We start from the raw sequence: 23,285 nt of genomic DNA on the forward strand, positions 1-23,285 counted from the left end.
CAAGTCGACCTGTGCCGTGCTGCTTTGAGGCCGATCGCCTCTCCGGTGGAGCTGGCTGCGCGCGGCCGGGCGGGCCACCGGCGCCGCCAAGCCCCCGTCCACGGCGGCCGGTTGGGCGGCGCCTCCTCCTGCCGTCCGCTCACGTCAGCCGCGGCGGCGCGGCCGTGCTGTCCCTGACGACCAGTTGGGTGGGCACCAGCGTCGTGCCCCGTTCCGTCGACTCCGTGCGGATCTGCCGCAGCACGCCCTCCACGCACAGCCGCCCGACCGCCGCGAAGTCCTGGTGGATGGTGGTCAGCGGCGGCACGAACGAGGCGGCCTCGGGGATGTCGTCGAAGCCGACCACGCTCACCTCCTCCGGCACCGACCTGCCCTTCTCGCGGAGCGCCCGCAGGAGCCCGAGCGCCATCTGGTCGTTCGCGGCGAACACCGCCGTGCACGCCGGGTCCGCGGCCAGCAGGAGCCCGGCGCGGTAGCCGGACTCCGCCGACCAGTCGCCGCGCACCGGCGGGGGCGCCTCGCACCCCGCCTCCGCCAGCGTCGCCCGCCACGCGTCGGCCCGGCGCTGGGCGGCGAACGACTCCGCCGGTCCCGCCAGGTGCCACACCGTGCGGTGCCCCAGGCCCAGCAGGTGGCGCACCGCCTCCCGCGTCCCCATCGCCTGGTCGGTGTCCACGACGCTGTACCGGTCGCCGGCGTCCGAGTCGACGACGATCACCTGCGCGGCGGGCGGCAGGGACACCGTCGCCGCGTCGAGCAGGTGCACCTCCATGATCGCGATGACGGCGTCCACGGCCAGTTCGCCGAGGCGGTGGAACGCGCCGCGCACCTCGTCGTGGGTCGGCACGGCGACCGGGAGCAGCGTTATCGCGTAGCCCTCGTGCGCGGCCGACGTCGCGATGGCTTCGAGGGTGCGCACGTTGCCCGTCGTGGACAGCGTGAACAGGATGACGCCGATGGTGCGGAACTCGCCCCGCTTCAGGGCGCGGGCGGCGCTGTTGGGCCGGTACCCCAGCTCCCGCATCGCCGCGAGGACCTGTTCCCGCGTCGCCTCGACGACACCGGGGTGCCCGTTCGAGACGCGGGAGACCGTCTGCGACGAGACGCCCGCGAGCCTCGCCACGTCCGCCATGGACACCCGGCGCTTCCTGCCCTGCATCGAGCATCCCCTCCGCTCTTGACGGTTGTCAGCAAGAAGTGTAAACATCTCGCGACATCGATGTTTACGTAAACATTCCTCCTCGGGCCACCCTGTCCCCGCGCGCCATGTTTACGCAACCATCGGCGCGCACCGGAACGACCACCAAGGCGGGGCGACCGCCGTGGAGAGCGAGGGAACCGTATGGCAGCGATGTCACCGCCCATGGCAGCGGGGCGCCGGGCCGCACGCGGGAGGGCGCGGCGGCGCGCCCTGCTGGGCTGGGGCTTCATGGGCCCGTTCATGGCCGTCTTCGCGCTGGTCTTCCTCGCCCCGATCGCGTACTCGGTGTACCTGAGCCTCTACAAGGACCAGCTCGTCGGCGGCACGTCGTTCGTCGGCCTGGACAACTACCGGCAGGCCCTGCAGGACTCGCAGTTCTGGGAGGCGCTCGGCCGGGTGACGCTGTTCCTGGCCGTCCAGGTGCCGATCATGCTGTTCCTCGCGCTGCTGGTCGCGCTGGCCCTGGACTCGGGGCGGCTGTACGGGCGCAACTTCTTCCGCATAGCGATCTTCCTGCCGTACGCGGTGCCCGCCGTCGTCGCCACGCTGATGTGGGGCTTCATGTACGGCACGCGCTTCGGGCTGATCGCGAACATCAACGACGCCTTCGGCACCTCCCTGCCGAACCCGCTGTCGTCCGACTGGATCCTCGCCTCCATCGGCAACATCGTGACCTGGGAGTTCGTCGGCTACAACATGCTGATCTTCTACTCCGCGCTGCGGGTCATTCCCCACTCCCTCTACGAGGCGGCGGAGATCGACGGAGCGGGTCAGCTGCGCGTCATCACGTCGATCAAACTGCCCGCCATCCGGGGCGCGCTGGTCATCGCGACGATCTTCTCGGTCATCGGGACCTTCCAGCTCTTCAACGAGCCGAGCATCCTCCAGAACCTGGCCCCCAACGTGATCACCACGGACTTCACGCCGAACCTCTTCACCTACTCGCTGTCCTTCTCCGGCCAGCAGCACAACTACGCGGCCACCGTCGCGATCGTCATGGGGCTCCTGACCATGGTCATCGCCTACGTCGTGCAGCTGCGCGGCATGCGAAAGGAAGGGTGACCACCGCATGAGCGCCCCCGCCACGCCCGCGCGCACGCCGTCCCCGAGGAGCGCCGTCCGGCTGCGCACCCAGCGCCCCCCGCGCCCCCGCGGCCGCCGGGCCGCGACCGGTGACCGCCGCCCCCGCCGGAGCGTGCTGCTCACCCTGCTGACCGGCCTCGTCCTCCTGTACGCCCTGGTACCGCTCGTCTGGCTGTTCATCAACTCCACCAAGACGCAGGGCAGCCTCTTCGACTCGTTCGGGCTGTGGTTCAGCGGCGACTTCGCCTTCTTCGACAACATCGCCGACACCTTCACGTACGACGACGGGGTCTTCACCCGCTGGCTGCTGAACACGGTGCTGTACGTCGTCGCCGGCGCGGGCGGGGCGACGCTCCTGGCCGTCCTGGGCGGGTACGCGCTCGCCAAGTTCGACTTCCCCGGCAAGCGCGCCGTGTTCGCCGTCGTGATCGGCGCGGTCGCCGTGCCGGGGACGGCGCTGGCGGTGCCGACGTTCCTGATGTTCAGCGAGATGGGCCTGACCAACACCCCGTGGGCCGTGATCATCCCGTCGCTGATCTCGCCGTTCGGCCTCTACCTGATGTGGGTGTTCGCCACCGACGCGATCCCCACCGAGCTGCTGGAGGCGGCCAGGATCGACGGCGCGGGCGAGCTGCGCACGTTCTTCCGGATCTGCCTGCCGCTGCTCGCGCCCGGCATCGTCACGGTGTCGCTGTTCACCATGGTCGCCACCTGGAACAACTACTTCCTGCCGCTGATCATGATCAAGGACCCGGACTGGTACCCGCTGCCCCTCGGGCTCAACTCCTGGAACGCGCAGGCGTCCACGGCGGGCGGCGAGGCCATCTTCAACCTGGTCATCACCGGCTCCCTGCTGACCATCGTGCCGCTGATCGCCGCGTTCCTGCTGCTCCAGCGGTACTGGCAGTCGGGGCTCGCCGCCGGAAGCGTCAAGGAGTGACCCCGGCCGCGCGCACCCCGCTCCTCCCCTCCCCCGCCCCTCCTCTTCCTCCTCCCTCCTCCCATCCTCTCGACGACGAAGTGAGACGACCATGATCAACCCCAAGCGCGCGCGTCATCTGATGCGCGGCACCGGTCTCGCCGGCGCGCTCGTCCTGGCCATGTCGGCCTGCGGCGGCTCCGACGACGGCGGCTCGGACGAGGCCTCATCCCCCGACGCCGTGCAGGCGGCCCTGGAGGAGGGCGGCGAGATAACGGTGTGGGCCTGGGAGCCCACCCTGCAGCAGGTGGCCGACGACTTCATGGACGCCCACCCCAATGTGAAGGTCAACCTGGTCAACGCCGGTACGAGCGCCGACCAGTACACCGCGCTGACCAACGCCATGGAGGCCGGTGACGGCGTTCCGGACGTGGCGCAGATCGAGTACTACGCGCTGGGCCAGTACGCCATCTCCGACGGCCTCAGCGACCTGTCCTCCTACGGGGCCTCGGACCTGGAGGGCACCTACACGCCCGGCCCGTGGAGCGCCGTGCACGCCGGGACCGACGGGGTCTACGGCCTGCCCATGGACTCGGGCCCCATGGCGATGTTCTACAACACCACCGTCTTCGACCGGCTCGGCGTCGAGGTGCCGACCACGTGGGACGAGTACGTGCAGGCGGCCCGCGACCTGCACGAGGCCGACCCGGACGTGTACATCGCCTCCGACACGGGCGACGCCGGGTTCACCACCAGCATGATCTGGCAGGCCGGCGGCCACCCGTTCAGCGTGGACGGCACCGAGGTCGGCGTGGACCTGGCCGACGAGGGCTCGGCGAAGTTCGCGGAGACCTGGCAGCAGCTCATCGACGAGGGCCTGGTCAGCGACATCGCCGGCTGGAGCGACGAGTGGTACCAGGGCCTGGGCGACGGCACCATCGCGACGCTGAACGTGGGCGCCTGGATGCCCGCGAACTTCGAGTCCGGCGTGCCCGGCGCCTCGGGCGACTGGCGCGTCGCCCCGCTGCCGCAGTGGGAGGCGGGCGGCACCGCCAGCGCCGAGAACGGCGGCAGCGCCCTGACGATCCCCGCCGCCGGTGCGAAGAAGGACCTGGCCTACGCCTTCGTCGAGTACGCCAACGCGGGTGACGGCGTGGCGACCCGGCTGTCCGCCGGCGCGTTCCCCGCGACGAGCGCGGACCTGGAGTCCGAGGAGTTCCTGAACACCGAGTTCCCGTACTTCGGCGGCCAGCAGGCCAACCGGATCTTCGCCGAGTCGGCCGCGAACGTCGCCGAGGGCTGGGACTACCTGCCCTTCCAGGTGTACGCGAACTCCATCTTCAACGACACGGTCGGCCAGGCCTACATCTCCGGCACCACCCTGTCCGAGGGCCTCGCCGACTGGCAGCAGCGGCTCCTCGACTACGGCCGCGACCAGGGCTTCACGATCAGCGACTAGTACGGACGCAGGTCGAGTGGAACGGCCGCCCGGCCGTTCCACCGCCCCGCCCTGCCCGGCTCCAAGGAGAACGATGACTTCCACCCGCAGGCACCGCTGGCTGCGCTGGCCCGCCGACCCGGCCACGCCGCGCTTCGCCTTCGGCGCCGACTACAACCCGGAACAGTGGCCGCGCGAGACCTGGCCCGAGGACATCCGGCTGATGCGCGAGGCGGGCGTCAACATCGTCTCGCTGGCCATCTTCTCCTGGGCGCGCATCCAGCCGGCCCAGGACACCTGGGACTTCGCCTGGCTGGACGAGGTGATGGACCTGCTGCACGAGGGGGGCATCGCCGTGGACCTGGCCACCGCGACGGCCTCGCCGCCCCCGTGGCTGACCACCCTGCACCCGGAGATCCTGCCGGTCACGCGCACCGGCGAGACTGTCTTCCCCGGCGCGCGGCAGCACTGGCGGCCCACGTCGCCCGTCTTCCGCGAGCACGCGCTCCGCCTGGCCGGTGCCCTGGCCGAGCGGTACGCCGGGCATCCGGCGCTGACCGCCTGGCACGTCAACAACGAGCTGGGCTGCCACAACGTCTACGACTACTCCGACGACGCCGCCCGCGCGTTCCGGGAGTGGCTGCGCGACCGCTACGAGACCCTCGACGCGCTCAACCACGCCTGGGGGACGGCGTTCTGGTCGCAGCGGTACAGCGGCTGGGACCAGATCCAGCCGCCCCGGCTGGCGGCCTCGCACCCCAACCCGACCCAGCAGCTCGACTTCAAGCGCTTCTCCTCCGACGCGCTGAAGGACCACCTGCGCGCCGAACGCGACCTGCTGGCGGGCATCACGCCCGATGTCCCCGTCACCACGAACTTCATGGTCATGGGCGAGACCAAGGGCATGGACTACGCGGACTGGGCCGCCGAGGTGGACTTCGTCTCGAACGACCACTACGTGGTGCCGGGTCCGCAGGCGCTGGACGAGCTGTCGTTCTCCGCCAGCCTCACCCGCGGCATAGCGGGCGGCGATCCGTGGTTCCTGATGGAGCACTCCACCAGCGCCGTCAACTGGCAGCCGGTCAACCGGGCGAAGGCGCCGGGCGAGCTGGCCCGCGACTCGCTGCTGCACGTCGCGCACGGCGCCGACGCCGTCTGCTTCTTCCAGTGGCGGCAGTCGGCGGCGGGCGCCGAGAAGTACCACTCGGGGATGGTGCCGCACGCCGGGCGGGACAGCGACGTGTTCCGCGACGTCGTCACGCTCGGCCGCACCCTGCGCGACAACCTCGCGCCCGTCGCCGGTATCCGGAACGAGGCCGCGCCCGCCGCCGTCCTGTTCGACTGGGATTCGTGGTGGGCCAGCGAGCAGGACTCGCACCCCTCGTCCCGGCTCAAGTACCGGCAGGAGGCGCTGGACTGGTACTCGGCGTTCCTCGCGCTCGGCGTGCGCGCCGACGTCGTGCCGCTGGGCACCGCGCTGGACGGGTACGGCCTGGTCGTCGCGCCCGTGCTGCACGTCGTGCCGGACGCGGTGGCGAAGGAGCTGGCCGCGTACGTCGAGGGCGGCGGGCACCTCGTGACGACCTACTTCTCCGGGATCGTCGACGAGAACGACCACGTGCGCCTCGGCGGCTACCCCGGTCCGCTGCGCGAGCTGCTCGGCCTGCGGATCGAGGAGTTCGCGCCGCTGCTGGACGGCGAGCGCGTGGAGCTGGACGACGGCGCCACGGGCACGCTGTGGACGGACCGGATCACCGTCACCGACCCGGCCGTCGAGGTCCTCGCGTCCTACGCGGGCGGTACGTTCGCGGGCCGCCCGGCGGCGACGCGCCTGCCCGCCCCCGGCGGCGGCTCGGCCGCGTACGTCTCCACGCGGCTCGGGCCCGCCGGTCTGGCGCCGCTGCTCGGCCGGCTGCTCACGGCGGCGGGCGTCGCCGGTGAGCTGCCGGAGGAGGCGAGGGGACGGGTGGAGCTGACGGTGCGGGGCGCGTACTGGTTCCTGGTCAACCGCACGGACGAGCCGGTGGAGCTGCCCGGTGTCACGGGCGAGGTGCTGACCGGCGCGCTCCCCGTGCCGCCGCGCGGCGTCACCGTGCTGCGGCGCTGACGGCCGCCGCCGCGCGGGCCGGTGGCGCCGTCCGCCGGGCCGCGCGGCGGCGCGTCAGGAGGCGGCGGCCGTCGAGCCGCGGACGACGACGCGCCCCTCCTGCAGCTCGGTGCCCGAGCCCGACCGCCCTTCGCGCGCCCGCAGCACCGCCCGCGCGGCGCGGCGGCCGACCTGTTCGAGATCGAGGTCGACGCTGGTCAGCGCGGGGCGCGAACCGGCGACCAGGATCTCCCAGTTGTCGAACCCCATGACGGCGACGTCCTGCGGAACGCGCAGGCCGCGTTCCCGCAGGACGTCCATGGCGCCGCGGGCCAGCAGGTCGTTCGCGCAGAGGAACGCGTCGATCTCCGGGTGCCGGTCGAGCAGCAGGGTGGCGGCGGTGCGCCCCCAGCTCTCGGACCAGTCGCCGAAGAGCGGCTCGCCGGCGAACGCCAGGCCCGCGTCGGCGAGCGCGTCCCCGGCGCCCTCGGCGCGCTCCCGCGCGGCCGCGTAGCCGCGGTCCCCGGCGATGTGGGCGACGCGGGTGCGGCCGCAGTCCAGCAGGTGGCGGACCGCCAGGCGGCCCGCGCCGCGGCTGTCGGGGACGATCGAGTGGTCCTCGGGGTCGTCGGACGGCGCGTAGGCGTAGACCACGGGGACGGGGAGGTCGCGGCCGAGGGAGGGGCGGGGGTCGGTGCGGCTGCCGACGACGATCAGGCCGTCCACCCGGCGGCCGAGCAGCGCGTCGAGGTGGTGCTGCTCGCGGATCGCGTCGCCGCGCGCGTCGCACAGGAAGACGGCGGCCCTGCCGACGCCGAACGCGTCCTCGGCCCCCATGAGGATGGGGATGCTGAACCGGCCGTCCAGGTCGTTCGTGAGCAGGCCGACCGTGTCGGTGCGTCCCGCCAGCAGCCCCCGCGCCATCGGATTGGGCTGGAACGAGAGCCGGTTGGCGGCCCGCAGCACCTTGTCGCGGGTCTCCGCGCGGACCTGCTGCCGCCCGTTGAGCGCCTTGGACGCGGTGGCGACGGAGACTCCCGCGAGCTGCGCGACGTCCCGTAGCGTGACGGCGCGCGTGCGTGCCGCTCCGGACGTGGGCTGCGGCATCACGGGTCTCCCTGCGGTCGTCGGCACGGGCGCGAGCCCCCGTGCGCCGGGCACGAAGTGTAGCGCAGCGCCGAAAACGGACCGAAACTCGTTTCGGTCCCCTTTCCGCCCCGCCCGCCGACGCTCGCTGAAGTAGGCGTGCCTCATGGGCATTTGATGTCTGTCCTGTGGCCGCCCGGGTTTCGCGAAACGTTTTCCGCGTCCGTCCGTGGGCCCCGCCGTCAGCCGGAGGTCGCGGCGGCGGGATTGCCGTAGTAGGCGCCGGGGCCGTGCTTGCGCGTGTAGTGGCGGTCGAGGAGGTGCTGCGGCGGCGGGGACGCCGGGGCCAGCGCCATGGTGTGCAGCGCCATCTCCGCGACCGCCTCGCAGATGACGGCGTGCTCGAACGACGCGCGTGCGCCGCTCCCCCAGGTGAACGGCCCGTGGCGGGCGACGAGGGCGGCGGGCACCTGCGCGGCGCGCTCGTCGTCGCCCTCCAGCATGTCCACGATGACGCGGCCGGTGTTGTACTCGTAGTCCGCCGCGCAGTGTTCGGGGGCCAGGTCGGGCGTGCAGGGCACCGGGCCGTTGAACGTGTCGGCGTGCGTGGTGCCGAGGACGGGTATGTCCCGGCGGGCCTGGGCGAAGGCGACGGCGTGGGTCGAGTGGGTGTGGGTGACGCCGCCGATGGACGGGAACGCCAGGTAGAGGCAGCGGTGCGTCTCGGTGTCGGTCGAGGGGCGCAGCGCGCCGTCGAGCACCGCGCCGTCCGCGAGGCGGACGGTGACGAGGTCGGCGGCGGTGAGCCGGTCGTACGGGACGCCCGACGGCTTGATGACGAAGACGCCCGCGTCGCGGTCGACGCCGCTGACGTTGCCCCAGGTGAGGGTCGCGAGCCCCGCCGCGGGGATCGCGAGGTTGGCCTCGAAGACCTCCTGGCGCAGCGCGTCGGAGACGGTGGCGGCAGCCATGCCGTGGGTCCTTCCCTGGTGTGCGGGGTGGTGCGGGGTGGTGCGGGTCGTGCGGGGCCCGGCTCAGCGGTTGCCGGTGAGGCGGTGGTAGGCGTGGTTCCAGCGGATCTCCTTGGCCAGCTGCTCCGGGGTGGTCCCCGGGCCGATGGCCAGCAGTTCGACGCCGGTCATGTCCGCCCAGTCGGTGAGCACGCCGGTGCCGAGCGCCGAGCTGAGGACGGTGTGGTGCGGCGCCCCGGCCAGGAGCCAGCTCTCCGTGGCCTCGGCGAAGGAGGGGCGCGGCGTCCACACGGCGCGTGCGACGGGCAGCCGGGGCAGGGGCTGCGACGGCGGGACGACGTCCACCTCGTTGAGCGTCAGCCGGAAGCGGTCGCCCAGGTCGGCGAGGCCGACGACGACGCCGGGGCCCGGCGCGGCGTCGAAGACGAGCCGTACGGGGTCCTCGCGTCCGCCGATGGACAGGGGGTGGATCTCGCAGCTCGGCGTCCCGGCGGCGATCGACGGGCAGACCTCCAGCATGTGCGCGCCGAGGATGCGGGGGGTGCCGGGGCCGAGGTCGTACGTGTAGTCCTCCATGAAGGACGTGCCGCCCGGCAGTCCCCTGGCCATGACCTTCATGACGCGCAGCAGGGCCGAGGTCTTCCAGTCGCCCTCGCCGCCGAAGCCGTAGCCGTCCGCCATGAGCCGCTGCACGGCGAGGCCGGGGAGCTGCCGCAGTCCGCCGAGGTCCTCGAAGTTGGTGGTGAAGGCGGTGAAGCCGCCGTCGGTGAGGAACGTGCGCAGCCCGGCCTCGATGCGGGCGGCGTAGCAGAGGGAGTCACGCCGGTCGCCGCCGAGCCGCAGGGCCGGTGCCATCGCGTACTGCCGGTCGTAGTCGGCGACCAGGGCGTCGACTGCCTCGTCGGGCACGGCGTCCACGACCTCGACCAGGTCGTTGACGCCGTAGGTGTTGACGGAGAAGCCGAACCGCAGCTGGGCCTCGACCTTGTCGCCCTCCGTCACGGCGACGTCCCGCATGTTGTCGCCGAAACGCGCGAGCCGCAGGCCGCGCGCGGTCTGCCGGCCGACGGCGGCGCGCGCCCAGTCCGCGACGCGCCGCCTGGTCCGGGCGTCGCCGTGGTGCCCGGCGACGATCTTGCGCGCCACGCCCGCACGGGCCCCGATGTGGGCGGTCTCGCGGTCGCCGTGGGCGGCCTGGTTGAGGTTCATGAAGTCCATGTCGATGCTGTCCCACGGCAGCGACAGGTTGTACTGGGTGTGCAGGTGCAGCACGGGGCGGTCGAGCGCGCTGAGGCCCGCGATCCACATCTTCGCCGGGGAGAAGGTGTGCATCCAGATGACGAGTCCGGCGCAGGCGTCCGACGCGTTGGCCTCCAGGCACACCCGGCGGATGGCCTCGGCGTCGGTCAGGACGGGCTTCCACACGACGCGGACGGGGATCTCGGCGGCGTCGCCGAGGGAGTGCGCGACATGTCGCGACTGCTCGGCGACCTGGCGCAGGGTGTCGTCGCCGTAGAGTCCCTGGCTGCCGGTGAGGAACCAGATCTCGTGGTCCGGATAGGGCTGCTCGGCCATGGACGTGCTCCTTGGTGGTGCCGGTCGCGGGGTGGGGCGGGGCCGGGGGCGCGGGTGTCAGACGGCGGCGGCGTCGCGTATCCGGCGCAGGCGGCGCATGACGTCGCTGCCGCCGCGGCCGAAGTGGTCGTGCAGCGCGGTGTATTCGGCGTACAGCCGGTCGTAGGCCGCCGCGCGGTCCGGATCGGGGACGTAGACGGCCCGCCGTACCCTGCTCATGGCGTGGGAGGCGGCGCGGATGTCCGGGTACGCCCCGGCGGCGACGGCCGCGTGCATCGCCGCCCCGACCGCCGGGCCCTGGGCCGAGTCGACGAGGTTCAGCGGGCGGCGCGTGACGTCGGCGTAGATCTGCATCAGCAGCGCGTTCCTGGTGAGTCCGCCGGTGACGGTCAGGTCCAGGACGGGGACGTCCGCCGACTCGAACGCCTCGATGATGGTCCTGGTGCCGAACGCGGTGGCCTCGAGCAGCGCGCGGTAGACGTCCTCGGGGCGGCTGGCGAGGGTGAGCCCGACGAGCACGCCGCTCAGCTCGTGGTCGACCAGGACGGAGCGGTTGCCGCTGTGCCAGTCGAGGGCGATCAGGCCGTGCTCGCCTATCCGCTGGCCCGCCGCGAGCGCGGTGAGGTGCTCGTGCGGGGTGCGGCCCAGCCGCGCGGCCTCGTCCGCGTAGGCGGCGGGGAAGGCGCTGCGCACGGCCCAGGCGAAGATGTCGCCGACGCCGGACTGCCCGGCCTCGTAGCCCCACATGCCGGGCAGGACACCGCCGTCCACGACGCCGCACATGCCCGGGACGGTGCCGAGCCGGTCGGAGCTCATGACGTGGCACGTCGACGTCCCCATGATGAGGACCATGCGGCCCGCCTCGACGGCTCCCGCGACGGGGGCAGCGACGTGGGCGTCCACGTTGCCGACGCAGACGGGGGTGCCCTCCGGCAGGCCCGTCCAGGCCGCGGCCTCCGCGGTCAGCCCTCCGGCCCGGGAGCCGAGCCGGCCGATGGGGTGCTCCAGTTTGTCGGTGACGAAGCCGGCGAACGCGGGGTCGAGGGCCGCGAGGTAGTCCCTGGAGGGGTGGGCGCCGTCCTGGAGCTGCCCCTTGTAGCCGGCGGCGCAGGCGTTGCGCAGGTAGGTCCCGCACAGGCGCCAGACGATCCAGTCGGAGGCCTCGATCCACCGCTCGGTCCGGTCGTAGACCTCCGGGTCCTCCTCCAGCAGCTGGAGGGCCTTGGCGTACTGCCACTCGGAGGAGATGCGGCCGCCGTAGCGGGACAGCCACTCCTCGCCGCGCTCGGCCGCGACCGCCGTGATGCGGTCGGCCTGGGCCTGCGCGGCGTGGTGGCGCCACAGTTTGACGTAGGCGTGCGGGCGCGAGGCGTACTCGGGCAGTTCGCACAGCGGGGTGCCGTCGGCGAGGACCGGCAGGACGGTGCACGCGGTGAAGTCGGTGCCGACGCCGATGACCTGGGACGGCTCCACTCCGGCCGCGGCCAGGGCCTCGGGGACGGCCGTCCGCAGCACGTCGAGGTAGTCGCGGGGGACCTGGAGGGCCCAGTCCTGGGGCAGGGGTGTGCCGTCGGGGAGGGCCGTCTCCAGGACGGCGTGCGCGTACGCGTGCTCGGCGGACCCGAGTTCGGCGCCGTCCCGCACCCGGACGACGACGGCGCGTCCCGAGAGCGTCCCGAAGTCGATGCCGACCACGCACGGCTCGGCGTCCTGCCCACTCGCGTCGCTGCCGGTCCTCACTCGTCTTCCTCCCGGGCGGTCGCCAGCACTGCCGGACGCGAGGGCGCGGTGCGGTCGGCAACGGTTTCGGCGGTCTCCACGCGGAAGCGGCGGCCCCGCTCCGAGGATCGGCCGGGCCGCTCGTGAACGTGCTGTTCGGATGGGGTGGTTCCCTGACGAAGGCGGTCGCACGCGTCCCGTGGAACGACCGAAATCGCTTTCGAAATCTATGAGCGGCCACCGCCGCTGTCAAGGACGGAGGGGCGACTTCCGAACACACTCACACAGCAGTGCCCACAACTCACCGGTCGATCGCCTGCGCGGAGGCGCGGCGGCCGGGTTCAGAGCTGCTGGACGAGCATGACGACGACCGCCACCAGGAAGACCACGCCGATCACCCGTTGCAGCGCGTACCCCCTGCCGGTGGGCTCGGTCGCCTCGGGGTTCTTCACCCACCCCCGCTGGAGGCGGCTGTTGAAGCGCCACAGCAGCTGCGGGCGCACGACCTGGATCAGTCCCATGATCAGGAAGAGGCACAGGAACGGGATGAGGACCGGACTCGAACTGCCGCCGTCGGAGGCGGCCTGCACTACCGCGTCGTGATTCATGGGACCCGGCTGCCCTGACGTCCCCTCAGCAAACTGCGCGCCCCGCCGCGGACGTACGACCAGGCATTCCGGGGCATCCGCAGGCGGTGGCGGGAAGGGCGGGTTCGATTCACCCTCCTGTTCGAGTCGTCCCGTCCTGTGCCGTATCTTCGTTGCTGACAAGCGCACGGCACGAGGCGGTAACGGGAGGCGGACCCTTGGTGGACACGACAGAGGCCGATCGGCTCGTCGAGCTGCTCGACACCAAGCGGGACGTGTTCGTGACCCAGTGGGTGAGCACGGTCTTCTCGGCCCTCGACGAGCGCCTGAGCCGCAACGAGCTGGAACGCGAGCTGACCGAGCTGTACGACGCGCTGCTCGGCGCCCTGCGCGGCGGCGGACTCGCCTCCAGGGGCGAGTCGTTCGGGGAGGTGCGCGGGCTGCTGGTCGAGCTGTCGCGCGGCCGGGCCCGTCAGGGCTTCACGCCCACCGAAACCGCCCTCGGCGTCTTCGCGCTCAAGCGGGTGCTCGAACCGTCGCTCGCCGGCGCCGAGGACGACGTGCGCGCGTACCTCCAGTTCTCCCGGGTGCTGGACGACCTGGGGCTGTTCACGGTGGAGACGCACGCGAAGACCCGCGAGGAGATCATCTCCCTCCAGTCCGAGCAGCTGCTCGAACTGTCCACGCCCGTCGTGAAGCTGTGGGACGGCGTGGTCGGCGTGCCGCTGGTCGGCACCCTCGACTCGGCCCGCACGCAGGTCGTGATGGAGAAGCTCCTCCAGTCGCTCATCGACTCGAACTCCACGCACGCCATCATCGACATCACCGGCGTCCCGGCCGTGGACACGCAGGTCGCCCAGCACCTCCTGAAGACCGTCGTCGCCGCGCGGATGATGGGTGCCGAGTGCATCATCTCGGGCATACGCCCGCAGATCGCCCAGACCATCGTGACGCTCGGCATCGAGTTCGGCGACATCCTCACCAAGGCGACCCTCTCCGACGCGCTGCGGCACGCCCTGCGGCAGATCGAGCGCGAGGCGTCCGACCAGACGGAGTCGCTCCTGTGACCGACCGCATACCCGTCCTGAAGATCGGCGACGTCCTGCTCGTCTCGATCCAGGTCGATCTGGAGGACCAGATGGTCCTCGACCTCCAGGAGGACCTGTCCGACCGGATCGTCGCCACCGGCGCCCGGGGCGTGGTCATCGACATCTCGGCGCTCGAGGTCGTCGACTCCTTCGTGGGGCGCATGCTCGCCACGATCGCCTCCATCTCCCGGCTGCTCGGGGCCCAGACCGTCGTCGTCGGCATGCGGCCCGCCGTCGCCATGACGCTGGTCGAACTCGGCCTCTCGCTCGGCGAGGTGCGCACGGCCCTCCACCTGGAACAGGGGCTCCGGCTGCTGCGCCGGGGCCGGGACGATTCGCCGGCACCTCGGTGAGCGCACCCACCCCGGGCGCGGAGGACGAGCACGAGGTCGCCATCGCGAGCAGCGGTGACGTCGTGAAGGCACGGCAGGTGATCCGCACGCTCGCCCAGCGCAGCCGCCTGTCCCTCGTCGACCAGACGAAACTGGTCACGGCCGCCAGCGAACTCGCCCGCAACACCCTCATCTACGGCGGGGGCGGGCAGATGCACGCCCGGCTGCTGCGCGAGGACGGCAGGAGCGGGGTGTGGGCCAGCTTCAGCGACCAGGGCCCCGGCATCCCCGACATCGAACTCGCCCTGACCGACGGCTGGTCGTCCGGCCGCGGCATGGGCCTGGGGCTGAGCGGCGCCCGCCGTCTGGTGGACTCCTTCGACCTGCGCTCCGGCGCGGGAGAGGGCACGAGCGTGACCGTCGTCAAGTGGGCGCGATGACCGCCCGCCGGACGACGGAGGCCGAGGACGTCGTCTGGCTGAGGAGCGGCTCCGCCCTGCCGTCCGCGGCCCGGCGCGAGGGGACGGAGCTGGCCCGCCGCGTCGGCCTCGACGAGGAGCGGATCGCCGGCCTGCGGATCGCGCTCACCGAGGCGGCCACCAACCTCCAGCGGCACGCGGGGGACGGCGCGCTCGCCCTGCGGGTGGTCAGGTTCGGCGACCGCCCCGCCGTGGAGTGCCTGGCCCTCGACAGCGGGCCCGGCATCGCCGACCCCGGGCGCGCGCTCGCCGACGGCGTCTCCAGCGCGGGGACCCTCGGCATCGGCCTGGGCGCGATCGCCCGCCTCGCCGACTCGTTCGACCTCTACACCCGGCAGGGCCAGGGCACCGCGCTCCTCGCCCACTTCACGGTCGGGGACGCCCCGGAGCCCGGCGCCCCCGGCGGGCCGGAGACGGCCGTCGTCGCGGGCCTGACCCGCCCGATCAGCGGCGAGCAGCTCTGCGGCGACACCTGGGCCGCGCACGAGGACGCCGAGGGCGTCACCGTGATGATGTGCGACGGCCTCGGGCACGGCCCCCTGGCGGCGCGCGCCGCGGAACAGGCCCGCGCCGCGTTCCGCGGCACGGCCCTCACCCGGCCCGAGGACCTGCTGCGGCACCTGCACTCCGCCCTCAAGGGCACGCGGGGCGCCGCCGTCGCCGTCGCGCGCGTCGATCTCGCGACCCGCCGCGTCGCGCTCTGCGGCGCGGGCAACATCGCCGGCTTCGTGCTGACCGGGACGGAACGCTTCCCGCTGCTGTCGATGCCCGGGATCGTCGGCCATCAGGTCCGCACCCTCCGCACGTTCGAGGCGGACCTGCCGACGGGCGCGCTGCTGATCCTGCACTCCGACGGCCTGCGGGACCGCTGGGCCCCGGCCGACTTCCCCGCCCTCCCGCGCCACCGCCCCGCCGTCGTCGCGGGGCATCTGCTGTGGCAGACAGGGGTGCGCAGGGACGACGCCGGGATCGTCGTCGTGAAGGTCCCGCCGGCATGACCGGCGCCCACGTCCTGGTGGCGCTCGCCGTCACCTCGGAGCGTGACGTGTACGCGCTGCGGCGGCACGGCCGGACCGCCGGGCGCCTGCTGGGGCTGGCCGACCACGACGTGGTGCGCACCGCGACCGTGCTGAGCGAGGCGGGGCGCGACCTGCTCGGCGCGACGGGCCTCACGGCGCAGCTCACGCTCGTGCCCGGCGTCCCGCCGCAGCTGACCGCCGTCTTCCGCTGGGAGCCGGGCAGCGGCGTCCCCTCCCCCGAACTGCTCACCGCGGCACAGCGCCTGCTGGACAGCAGCCGGTACGACGCGGCGCCCTCCCCCGCCCTCACCCTGACGCAGCCGCTGCCGCCGACCGTGGAGCCCCTCGCCGTCCTGGCCGACCGCGTGGCCGGGGAGCTGTCCGCCGACACCGAGACCACGGCCATGGGCGAGGGCCTGCGCGAGCAGAACCGGGACCTGCTCGCCGCGCTCCAGCAGGCGCGCGCCCACCAGGAGGACCTGCAGCGCCTCAACGACGAGCTGGAGGAGACCAACCAGGGCGTCCTCGCGCTCTACACCGAGCTGTCCAGGGAGCTGGAGGAGACCAACAGCGGTGTGGTCGCCCTCTACGCGGAGCTGGAGGAGAAGACGCGCGCCCTCGCCCTGGCGAGCGAGGCGAAGACCCGGTTCTGGGCCAACGTCAGCCATGAGCTGCGCTCCCCCGTCAACGCCGTCATCGGCCTGACCCGGCTGATGCTGACCGCCGACGCGGGCAGCGATCCGCTCACCGCCGACCAGCGCAGGCAGCTCTCGCTGATCGCCTCGTCCGGCACGACGCTGCTGGCGCTCGTGGACGAACTCCTCGACGTCGCCAAGGCCGAGTCGGGCCACCTCGACCCGGAGCCGTCCGAGGTGGACCTCGGCGCGCTCCTGCACCACCTGCGGGGCACGCTGGAGAGCACCGCGCGGCCCGGCGTGCGCCTGGTGATCGACACCTCCGGCGCGCCCGGACGGCTGGTCACCGACGAGGTGATGCTCACGCGCGTGCTGCGCAACGCCCTGTCCAACGGCCTGAAGTACACGGACGACGGCGAGGTCAGGCTCACGGCGGGACGCTCCGACGGCGACGCGGGACCGGCCCTGGCGGTCTTCACGGTGTCCGACACGGGGATCGGCATCCCCGCCGACCAGCAGGTGCGGGTGTTCGAGGAGTTCTACCAGGTCAGGGGCCCGCACCAGCGGTCGGGCTCCGGTACGGGCCTCGGCCTGCCGTACGCCAGGCGGCTCACCGAACTGCTCGGCGGGCGGCTCACCCTGGCCAGCACGCCAGGCGAGGGCACCACCGTGACCGTGGCGATCCCCGCCGACCTCATCGCGGGCCGCGAGGCGGTGGACGGGCCGCACCCCGACGCCGTGCCGCCGCTCGGATCGCTGGTCGCCGTGGACGACGACCCCGCGTTCCTCGCCGTCCTCCGCCCGATCCTGGCCAGGCTCGCCGACCGCGTCACCGAGGTCACCGACAGCTCCACCGCCGTGGACACCATCGCCCGGCTCCGCCCGGACGCCGTCCTGCTCGACCTCGGCATGCCGGAACCCGACGGCTACGCCGTGCTGCGCGCCCTGGCCGCCGAACCGGAACTGGCGGACATCCCGGTCGCCGTGCTGACCTCCGCCACCCCTGAGTCCGTGGACCGCGACGCGCTCCGCCACGCCCGGGGCGTCCTGGGCAAGGACCGGCTGACGGCCGTACGCGTCGCCGAGGTCCTCTCCCACGCACCCGCACCGCCGCACGCCACCGGAACCGGCAGCCCGCCCGGCACGGACCGGCCGGGCGATCCGAAGGAGCAGCGACCGTGACGCCCCAGCCCACCGCCGCGGACACCGCGCCCGCACGCGTCCTGATCGTGGACGACAACCCCGCCAACCGCTACGTGCTGGGGACCAGCCTGCGGCGCGCGGGGCACACCGTCATCGAGGCCGGGGACGGCGCCCAGGCGCTCGGGTTCCTCGCCGACCCGGCGGACGCCCTGCCCGACGTCGCGGTGGTGGACGTCCGGCTGCCCGACATGACCGGCTTCGAGGTGTGCGAGCGCATCAAGACGGACCCGCGGACGGCCGCGATACCGGTCGTGCACGTCTCGGCGTCCGCCATCAGCGCGGCGGACCGCACCCAGGGGCTCTACCGGGGCGCCGACGCCTACCTCACCGAGCCCATCGCGCCCGAGGAACTCGTCGCCACCCTCACCGCCACCCTCCGCTACGCCAGGGCCCGCGCCCGCGCCGAACGGCTGGCCGAACGCCTCGGCCGCCTCAACGCCGCCACCCTGGCCCTCTACAGCGCCAAGGACGCCGCCGCGCTCGCCCACGCCGCCGCCGAGGGCGCGGGCGGCACCCTCGGCACCGACGCGGCCGTGATGCTCGCCGACCCGCAGCACGCGCAGCTCGCCCACGTGGTGTCGGGCGACGGGGGCGACATCAGCGCGGGCCCGCGCACCCTCGCCGACTTCCGCGCCCTGCTCGCGGGCCACCCGCTGGGCGAGGCGAGCGGCGCCGCGCTGCACGCCGTGCCGGCCGGACGCTGGCCGGGACGCCGCGTGTTCCCCGGCCACGAGCGGATGGCCCTGGCCGCGGCGCGCGCCAAGCCCGGCCGCCCGCCGGTGTGCATCGCCGTGCCCGCCGACGCCCTCACGCCCGACGACCACGACCTGCTGACCCAGCTCGCGCACGCCTGCGCCCTGGCCCTGGAGGCGCTGCGGACGTTCAGCGAGGAGCACACACTCGCCCTGACGCTCCAGCGCACGTTCCTTCCGGAGCGGCTGCCCGACACCGAACGCGCCCTGCTGGCCGTCCGGTACCTCCCCGCGAGCGCCACCACCGAGATCGGCGGCGACTTCTACGAGGCGCTGCACACCCCGTCGGGCCTGCTGCTGGCCGTCGGCGACGTGGCGGGGCACTCCCTCGACGCGGCCGTGGTGATGGGCCAGTTGCGGCACGCGCTGCGCGCCTACGCCCTGGAGGGCCACGGCCCGCAGGACATCCTGACCCGCCTCGAACACCTCCTGCACACCCTGGAGCCGTCACAGACCGCCACGCTCTGCGTCGTCCTGGCCGAGCACGACAGCGACACCCTGCACATCGCGAACGCGGGCCACCTCCCGCCGCTGATCCGCCGCCCCGGGGAACGCGCCCTCTACCTCACCGACCATGGCCCGCTGCTGGGCCTCGGCCTGCCCCACCCGCCCGCCACCGTCACGCAGGCGCCGCCGGGCACCGCGCTGGTGATGGTCACGGACGGGCTGCTGGAGCGGCGCGGCACCGACCTGGGCGACAGGCTGGCCGAGCTGGAGACGGTGTTCGACGCCGGTCCCGTGGACGATCCCGAGGCGATGTGCGAGCACCTGCTGGAGCTCTTCCCGCCGGACGGCGAGGACGACATCGCCCTGATGGCCATCACGCTGACGGCCGGGGAACGACAGGCGGCGGAGGGAGAGGTGCCGCGGTGAACCGGTGGGTCGGGGTGACCGTCGACTGCCTGGACGTGGAGCGTGTGGCGCGCTTCTGGAGCGCGCTGCTCGACCGCCCGCGCGGCCCGTCCCGGCCCGGCTGGGTCTACCTCGGCAGTGTCGGCGACGCGCAGCCCCGGCTCGTCTTCCAGCCCGTCACGGAACCGGCGCGCGGGAAGGTGCGGCTGCATCTCGACGTGCTGGTGGACGACATCGAGGAGGGCGTCGCGCAGGTCGTGGCGCTCGGCGGCCGGGCCACCGGCGAGCGGCACGAGTTCGACGAGGGCGTGGTCGTCGTCATGGCCGACCCGGAGGGGCACGAGTTCTGCCTGTCGCAGTTCCGGTGAACACTCGGCGGAATGGGCTGAAAGCGGTGAACGCGCGGTTTGATCCGGGGGATCGCGTCAACGGGTAACGGTATGGCCCAGTCGAAACGAGAGACAGAACGCAAGTACGCCGCCCCCGCCGCCGACGACCTCAGCTGGCTCCCCGGCCTGACGCGCGCGGACCCGGTCGTCTCGCTCGCCGAGGCCGGGGTCCACGAACTGGACGCCCTCTACTACGACACCGCCGACCTGCGGCTGACCCGCACCGGCGCGACCCTGCGGCGCAGGACCGGCGGCACCGACGCCGGATGGCACCTCAAGCTGCCGCTGCCTGGCGACAGCCGGGAGGAGGTGCACGCCCCGCTGACGTCAGGGGACGTGCCGGCGGAACTGCGGGAACTGGCCCTGTCCCGCACGCGCGGCGCCGCGCTGCGGCCGGTGATGCGGCTGCGTTCCACCCGTACCCTGCGCCTGCTCCTCGACGCCGATGGCGGCACCCTGGCCGAGCTGAGCGTGGACGCCGTGCGGGCCGACGCGATGCTCGACGGCGGCGGGCACGCCGGATGGACGGAGCTGGAGGTCGAACTCGCCGACGGCACCGACCCGGCGCTGCTCGACCGCGTCGAGAAGGTGCTGCGCAAGAGCGGCATCGACCGCGCGCCCGGCCCCTCCAAGGTGGTCCGCGCCCTGTCCGAGACCACGTCCCTGCTGGCGGACGGGCCAGGCGCGCGCCGCGAGCCGGTCCCCGGATCGGCCGGGGAGCACGTGCTCGCCTACGTGGCACGGTGGGCCGGCGCCCTGACGGACCTCGATCCGGCCGTCCGGCGGGACGAGCCGGACGCCGTGCACCGGATGCGCACGACGGCGAGGCGCCTGCGCGGCTGCCTGCGCACATACCGTTCCGTGCTCGACCGGGAGGTCACCGATCCCCTCCGGCGCGACCTGCGCTGGCTGGCCGGTGAGCTGGGCGCGGAACGCGACCACGAGGTGCTCAGGGAGCGGCTGGTCTCCGGCGTCCGCGCGCTGCCGGGCGAGCTGGTGCTCGGCCCGGTCGCCGCGCGGCTGCAGGTCTGGGACGCGGCGCACCGCGCCCAGGGCCGCCGCCAGGTCGTGGAGACGCTCGGCTCCCCCCGCTACCTGGGCCTGCTGGAGGGGCTGCACGCCCTGACCACGACGCCGCCGCTGCGCCCCAAGGCGGCCGGGAAGCCGGCGAAGGTGCTGACGAGGGCGCTGATGAAGGAGTACGGGCGGCTCGCGCGCCGCCTGGACCACGCGCTCGCCATGCCCGCCGGGCCCGCGCGTGACGCGGCGATCCACGACGCGAGGAAGGCGGCGAAGCGCGTCCGTTACGCGGCGGAGGCGGCACGTCCGGCTCTCGGGAAGCCCGCGCGGCGGCTCGGCGCGCGCGTGAAGGCGGTGCAGCAGGTGAGCGGCGCGCAGCACGACGGTGTCGTGACCCGCGACGCGCTGCGCCGCATCGCGATCTCGGCGCACGCGGCGGGCGAGCCCGGCTTCACGTGGGGTCTGCTGCACGGCCGCGAGGAGGCGGCGGCGGGGGCGCGCGAACGGCAGCTCCCCGACGCCTGGGCCCGCGCCCGCGCGGCGGCGGCGCACAAGGCGCTCCACTTCTGACACCCCGGCAACCCCCGGCGAGGCGCCGCAATCCGGCCCCGCCGGGGGCCCCGCGCCTGCGGTGGCGACGGCCCCGGAAGCACGGACGCACCTGACGGCACCGACAGAACGCCCCCACCTGGCCGGAGACCACGGCCGACGCCCCGGAGGCACGCACCCCCGCCCTGCCTCAACCGGGCGGGGACCCACACACCCCTGCCACCGGCACATACTCACACCAGCCGCGCCGAGCAGTCCGAAGCGCGCGTGGAACGCGGCGCCCTGGAGACACCGGCTCACGCCACTTCCCGCGCCGCCCAGCCGTGCGAAAGTCCGCAGGAAACGCGGACGCTCGGGCCTCCGGGACCCCCGCCGCCTGCACGCCCCCCGAGCGAGCAGCGCGTGGCCGTCCGGAGCGTGCGTGGGGCACGGCGCCCGGCAGGCACGGACTCACCCCCGGTCTCCGGTCCTCCCCCTGCCGCCCGGCCGTGCGAAAGGCCCACAGGTACACAGCATCCCCCGAGCCGCGGACCACAACCGGCCTCCGGTTCGCCGCGCGTCCCGCGCGCTCGGGAGGCCTGTCGACAGATCGACAGGCCTCCCGAGGCGGTGGGCCGGCTACGCCGCGAGGCCCGCGCCGGGGATGGCGGCGAGCAGCTCGCGCGTGTACGGGGTGCTCGGCGAGCCGAAGATCTCCTCCGGGGTGCCGCTCTCGACGATCCGCCCGCGCTGCATGACGTGGACGCTGTGCGAGATCATCCGCACCACGGCCAGGTCGTGGCTGATGAACAGGTAGCTGAGGCCCAGCTCGCGCTGCAGATCGGCCAGCAGTTCGAGGATCTGCGCCTGCACCAGCACGTCGAGCGCGGACACCGCCTCGTCCAGCACGATCAGTTCGGGCGACAGCGCCAGGGCCCGCGCGATCGCGACACGCTGCCGCTGGCCGCCGGACAGCTCGTGCGGCAGCCGTTCCGCCATGGCCGCCGGGAGGGCGACCTGGTCGAGCAGCCTGGCGGCCTCCTTCCTGCGGCTCGCGGCCGTGCCGACGCGGTGCACACGCAGCGGCTCCGCGATGGACTGGCCGACCGTGTAGCGGGGGTCGAGGGACGCGTACGGGTTCTGGAACACCGGCTGCACCCGGCGCCTGAACGCGAACATCTCCTTGCGGCGCAGCCCGGCGAGGTCGGTGCCGTCGAAGTCGATCCGGCCCGAGGTCGCCTTCTCCAGGCCGAGGAGGAGGTTGGCGGTGGTGGACTTGCCGGAGCCCGACTCGCCGACGATCGACACGGTACGGCCGCGCGCGATGCCGAAGCTGACGTCGTCGACGGCGGTGAAGTGCTCCGTCTCGCCGCCGCGGCCCGCGGACCTGAGCGTGAAGACCTTCGACAGCCCCCGGACCTCCACCAGGTCGCCCCCGGTGGCGGGCGTCGCGGCGGCGCCCGGGGTCCCGGCGGCCGCGTGGCGTCCGGTGGCGCGCGCGGGGACGGCGGCGACCGTGCGGGCCGAGGCCAGGCTGGGCGCGGCGCGCAGCAGGCGCCGGGTGTAGTCGTGCTGCGGGTCGGCGAGGATGCGGGCGGCGTCGCCCGACTCGACGATCTCGCCGTGGTACATGACGGCGATGCTGTCGGCCCGTTCGGCGGCGAGCGCCAGGTCGTGGGTGATCAGGAAGACGCTGGTGCCCATCTCCTCGATCAGCTCGGTCAGCTGGTCGAGGATGCGGCGCTGCACCGTCACGTCGAGCGCCGAGGTCGGCTCGTCGGCGATCAGCAGGCGGGGCTTGCAGGCGAGGCCCATGGCGATCAGGGCGCGCTGCCGCATGCCGCCGGAGAACTCGTGCGGGTACTGGTTCGCGCGCCGCGCCGGGTCGGGGATGCCGACCATGTCGAGCAGTTCGGTGACGCGGGTGTGGGCGGCCTTGCCCGCGGCCAGGCCGTGCACCTCCAGGGCCTCGGCTATCTGGTCGCCGATGCGCATCAGCGGGTTGAGGTTCGACATCGGGTCCTGCGGGACGAAGCCGATCTGCGCGCCGCGGACCGCGACCATCTCGCGTTCGCTCAGCTGCGCGAGGTCGCGGCCGTCGAAGAGGACCTGGCCGCCGGTGATGCGCCCGCCGGGGGGCAGCAGCCGGTTGACGGCGGCGGCGGTCGTGGACTTGCCGGAACCGGACTCGCCCACGACGGCGACCGTCCTGCCGGGCAGGACCTCGATCGACACGCCCTTCACCGCGGGGACCTCGCCGGTGCCGGAGCGGAAGGAGACGGAGAGGTCGCGGATGGACAGGACGGGCGTCGGCGTTGCCATG

At 73.6% G+C, this 23,285-nt stretch carries 19 protein-coding genes; 12 read left to right on the forward strand and 7 right to left on the reverse strand.

Features of this window, described 5'->3' with window-relative positions; genetic code table 11:
* Positions 1 to 139 precede the first annotated feature (139 nt).
* Positions 140 to 1,159 (reverse strand): LacI family DNA-binding transcriptional regulator, encoded by a 1,020-nt coding sequence (locus ACIBPC_RS26155; protein ID WP_362968713.1) that lies wholly within the window; start codon positions 1,157 to 1,159, stop codon positions 140 to 142.
* A gap of 183 nt (positions 1,160 to 1,342) precedes the next feature.
* Between ACIBPC_RS26155 and ACIBPC_RS26160 the strand changes: the two genes are divergently transcribed.
* The 4 genes from ACIBPC_RS26160 (at position 1,343) to ACIBPC_RS26175 (ending at position 6,748) form a co-directional block, all read left to right on the forward strand.
* Complete coding sequence (locus ACIBPC_RS26160; RefSeq protein ID WP_362968715.1) at positions 1,343 to 2,263, forward strand: sugar ABC transporter permease; 921 nt, start codon at positions 1,343 to 1,345, stop codon at positions 2,261 to 2,263.
* A 7-nt stretch (positions 2,264 to 2,270) separates the two neighbouring features.
* Positions 2,271 to 3,224 (forward strand): carbohydrate ABC transporter permease, encoded by a 954-nt coding sequence (locus ACIBPC_RS26165; RefSeq protein WP_398847994.1) that lies wholly within the window; start codon positions 2,271 to 2,273, stop codon positions 3,222 to 3,224.
* A 91-nt stretch (positions 3,225 to 3,315) separates the two neighbouring features.
* Positions 3,316 to 4,662 carry an ABC transporter substrate-binding protein gene (locus ACIBPC_RS26170; RefSeq protein ID WP_398847996.1) on the forward strand — a complete coding sequence of 449 codons (1,347 nt, stop codon included), beginning with the start codon at positions 3,316 to 3,318 and terminating at the stop codon, positions 4,660 to 4,662.
* Positions 4,663 to 4,735: 73 nt separating this feature from the next.
* Positions 4,736 to 6,748, forward strand: a complete 2,013-nt coding sequence (locus ACIBPC_RS26175) for a beta-galactosidase (protein ID WP_398847998.1) — start codon at positions 4,736 to 4,738, stop codon at positions 6,746 to 6,748.
* Positions 6,749 to 6,802: 54 nt separating this feature from the next.
* Here the strand turns inward: ACIBPC_RS26175 and ACIBPC_RS26180 are convergent, their stop codons facing one another.
* From ACIBPC_RS26180 to ACIBPC_RS26200, 5 genes are all read right to left on the reverse strand, one after another.
* A complete protein-coding gene (locus tag ACIBPC_RS26180; RefSeq protein WP_398847999.1) occupies positions 6,803 to 7,834 on the reverse strand; it encodes a LacI family DNA-binding transcriptional regulator in 1,032 nt (343 codons plus the stop codon).
* A gap of 221 nt (positions 7,835 to 8,055) precedes the next feature.
* Positions 8,056 to 8,784 (reverse strand): L-ribulose-5-phosphate 4-epimerase AraD, encoded by a 729-nt coding sequence (gene araD, locus ACIBPC_RS26185; protein WP_398848000.1) that lies wholly within the window; start codon positions 8,782 to 8,784, stop codon positions 8,056 to 8,058.
* Positions 8,785 to 8,847: 63 nt separating this feature from the next.
* On the reverse strand, positions 8,848 to 10,359 hold the full coding sequence (gene araA / locus ACIBPC_RS26190) for an L-arabinose isomerase (protein WP_398848001.1): 1,512 nt from the start codon (positions 10,357 to 10,359) through the stop codon (positions 8,848 to 8,850).
* Positions 10,360 to 10,416: 57 nt separating this feature from the next.
* Positions 10,417 to 12,099 carry a ribulokinase gene (araB, locus tag ACIBPC_RS26195; RefSeq protein ID WP_398848003.1) on the reverse strand — a complete coding sequence of 561 codons (1,683 nt, stop codon included), beginning with the start codon at positions 12,097 to 12,099 and terminating at the stop codon, positions 10,417 to 10,419.
* A gap of 320 nt (positions 12,100 to 12,419) precedes the next feature.
* Positions 12,420 to 12,686, reverse strand: coding sequence for a DUF6199 family natural product biosynthesis protein (locus ACIBPC_RS26200; RefSeq protein WP_362968598.1), 267 nt, complete (start codon positions 12,684 to 12,686; stop codon positions 12,420 to 12,422).
* Positions 12,687 to 12,883: 197 nt separating this feature from the next.
* Here ACIBPC_RS26200 and ACIBPC_RS26205 point away from each other — a divergent pair, with 197 nt between their 5' ends.
* From ACIBPC_RS26205 to ACIBPC_RS26240, 8 genes are all read left to right on the forward strand, one after another.
* Positions 12,884 to 13,732 carry an STAS domain-containing protein gene (locus ACIBPC_RS26205; protein WP_362968599.1) on the forward strand — a complete coding sequence of 283 codons (849 nt, stop codon included), beginning with the start codon at positions 12,884 to 12,886 and terminating at the stop codon, positions 13,730 to 13,732.
* Positions 13,729 to 14,106, forward strand: coding sequence for an STAS domain-containing protein (locus ACIBPC_RS26210; RefSeq protein WP_362968600.1), 378 nt, complete (start codon positions 13,729 to 13,731; stop codon positions 14,104 to 14,106). The genes ACIBPC_RS26205 and ACIBPC_RS26210 overlap by 4 nt, the downstream gene beginning before the upstream one ends.
* Positions 14,103 to 14,525 (forward strand): anti-sigma regulatory factor, encoded by a 423-nt coding sequence (locus ACIBPC_RS26215; protein WP_362968601.1) that lies wholly within the window; start codon positions 14,103 to 14,105, stop codon positions 14,523 to 14,525. The genes ACIBPC_RS26210 and ACIBPC_RS26215 overlap by 4 nt, the downstream gene beginning before the upstream one ends.
* Positions 14,522 to 15,562: an ATP-binding protein gene (locus tag ACIBPC_RS26220; RefSeq protein ID WP_398848005.1), complete on the forward strand. Its 1,041-nt coding sequence runs from the start codon at positions 14,522 to 14,524 to the stop codon at positions 15,560 to 15,562. The genes ACIBPC_RS26215 and ACIBPC_RS26220 overlap by 4 nt, the downstream gene beginning before the upstream one ends.
* Complete coding sequence (locus tag ACIBPC_RS26225; protein ID WP_398848007.1) at positions 15,559 to 17,400, forward strand: ATP-binding protein; 1,842 nt, start codon at positions 15,559 to 15,561, stop codon at positions 17,398 to 17,400. Before ACIBPC_RS26220 ends, ACIBPC_RS26225 begins: the two co-directional genes overlap by 4 nt.
* Positions 17,397 to 19,046 (forward strand): fused response regulator/phosphatase, encoded by a 1,650-nt coding sequence (locus ACIBPC_RS26230; protein WP_362968604.1) that lies wholly within the window; start codon positions 17,397 to 17,399, stop codon positions 19,044 to 19,046. The genes ACIBPC_RS26225 and ACIBPC_RS26230 overlap by 4 nt, the downstream gene beginning before the upstream one ends.
* Positions 19,043 to 19,393: a VOC family protein gene (locus ACIBPC_RS26235; RefSeq protein ID WP_362968605.1), complete on the forward strand. Its 351-nt coding sequence runs from the start codon at positions 19,043 to 19,045 to the stop codon at positions 19,391 to 19,393. Before ACIBPC_RS26230 ends, ACIBPC_RS26235 begins: the two co-directional genes overlap by 4 nt.
* A 72-nt stretch (positions 19,394 to 19,465) precedes the next feature.
* Positions 19,466 to 21,004 (forward strand): CHAD domain-containing protein, encoded by a 1,539-nt coding sequence (locus ACIBPC_RS26240; protein WP_398848010.1) that lies wholly within the window; start codon positions 19,466 to 19,468, stop codon positions 21,002 to 21,004.
* Between the two features lie 597 nt (positions 21,005 to 21,601).
* Here the strand turns inward: ACIBPC_RS26240 and ACIBPC_RS26245 are convergent.
* Positions 21,602 to 23,284, reverse strand: a complete 1,683-nt coding sequence (locus ACIBPC_RS26245; RefSeq protein ID WP_398848011.1) for an ABC transporter ATP-binding protein — start codon at positions 23,282 to 23,284, stop codon at positions 21,602 to 21,604.
* Between the last annotated feature and the right edge of the window lies 1 nt (position 23,285).

This window comes from Streptomyces sp. NPDC049879 (assembly GCF_044461265.1).
GTDB lineage: Bacteria > Actinomycetota > Actinomycetes > Streptomycetales > Streptomycetaceae > Streptomyces.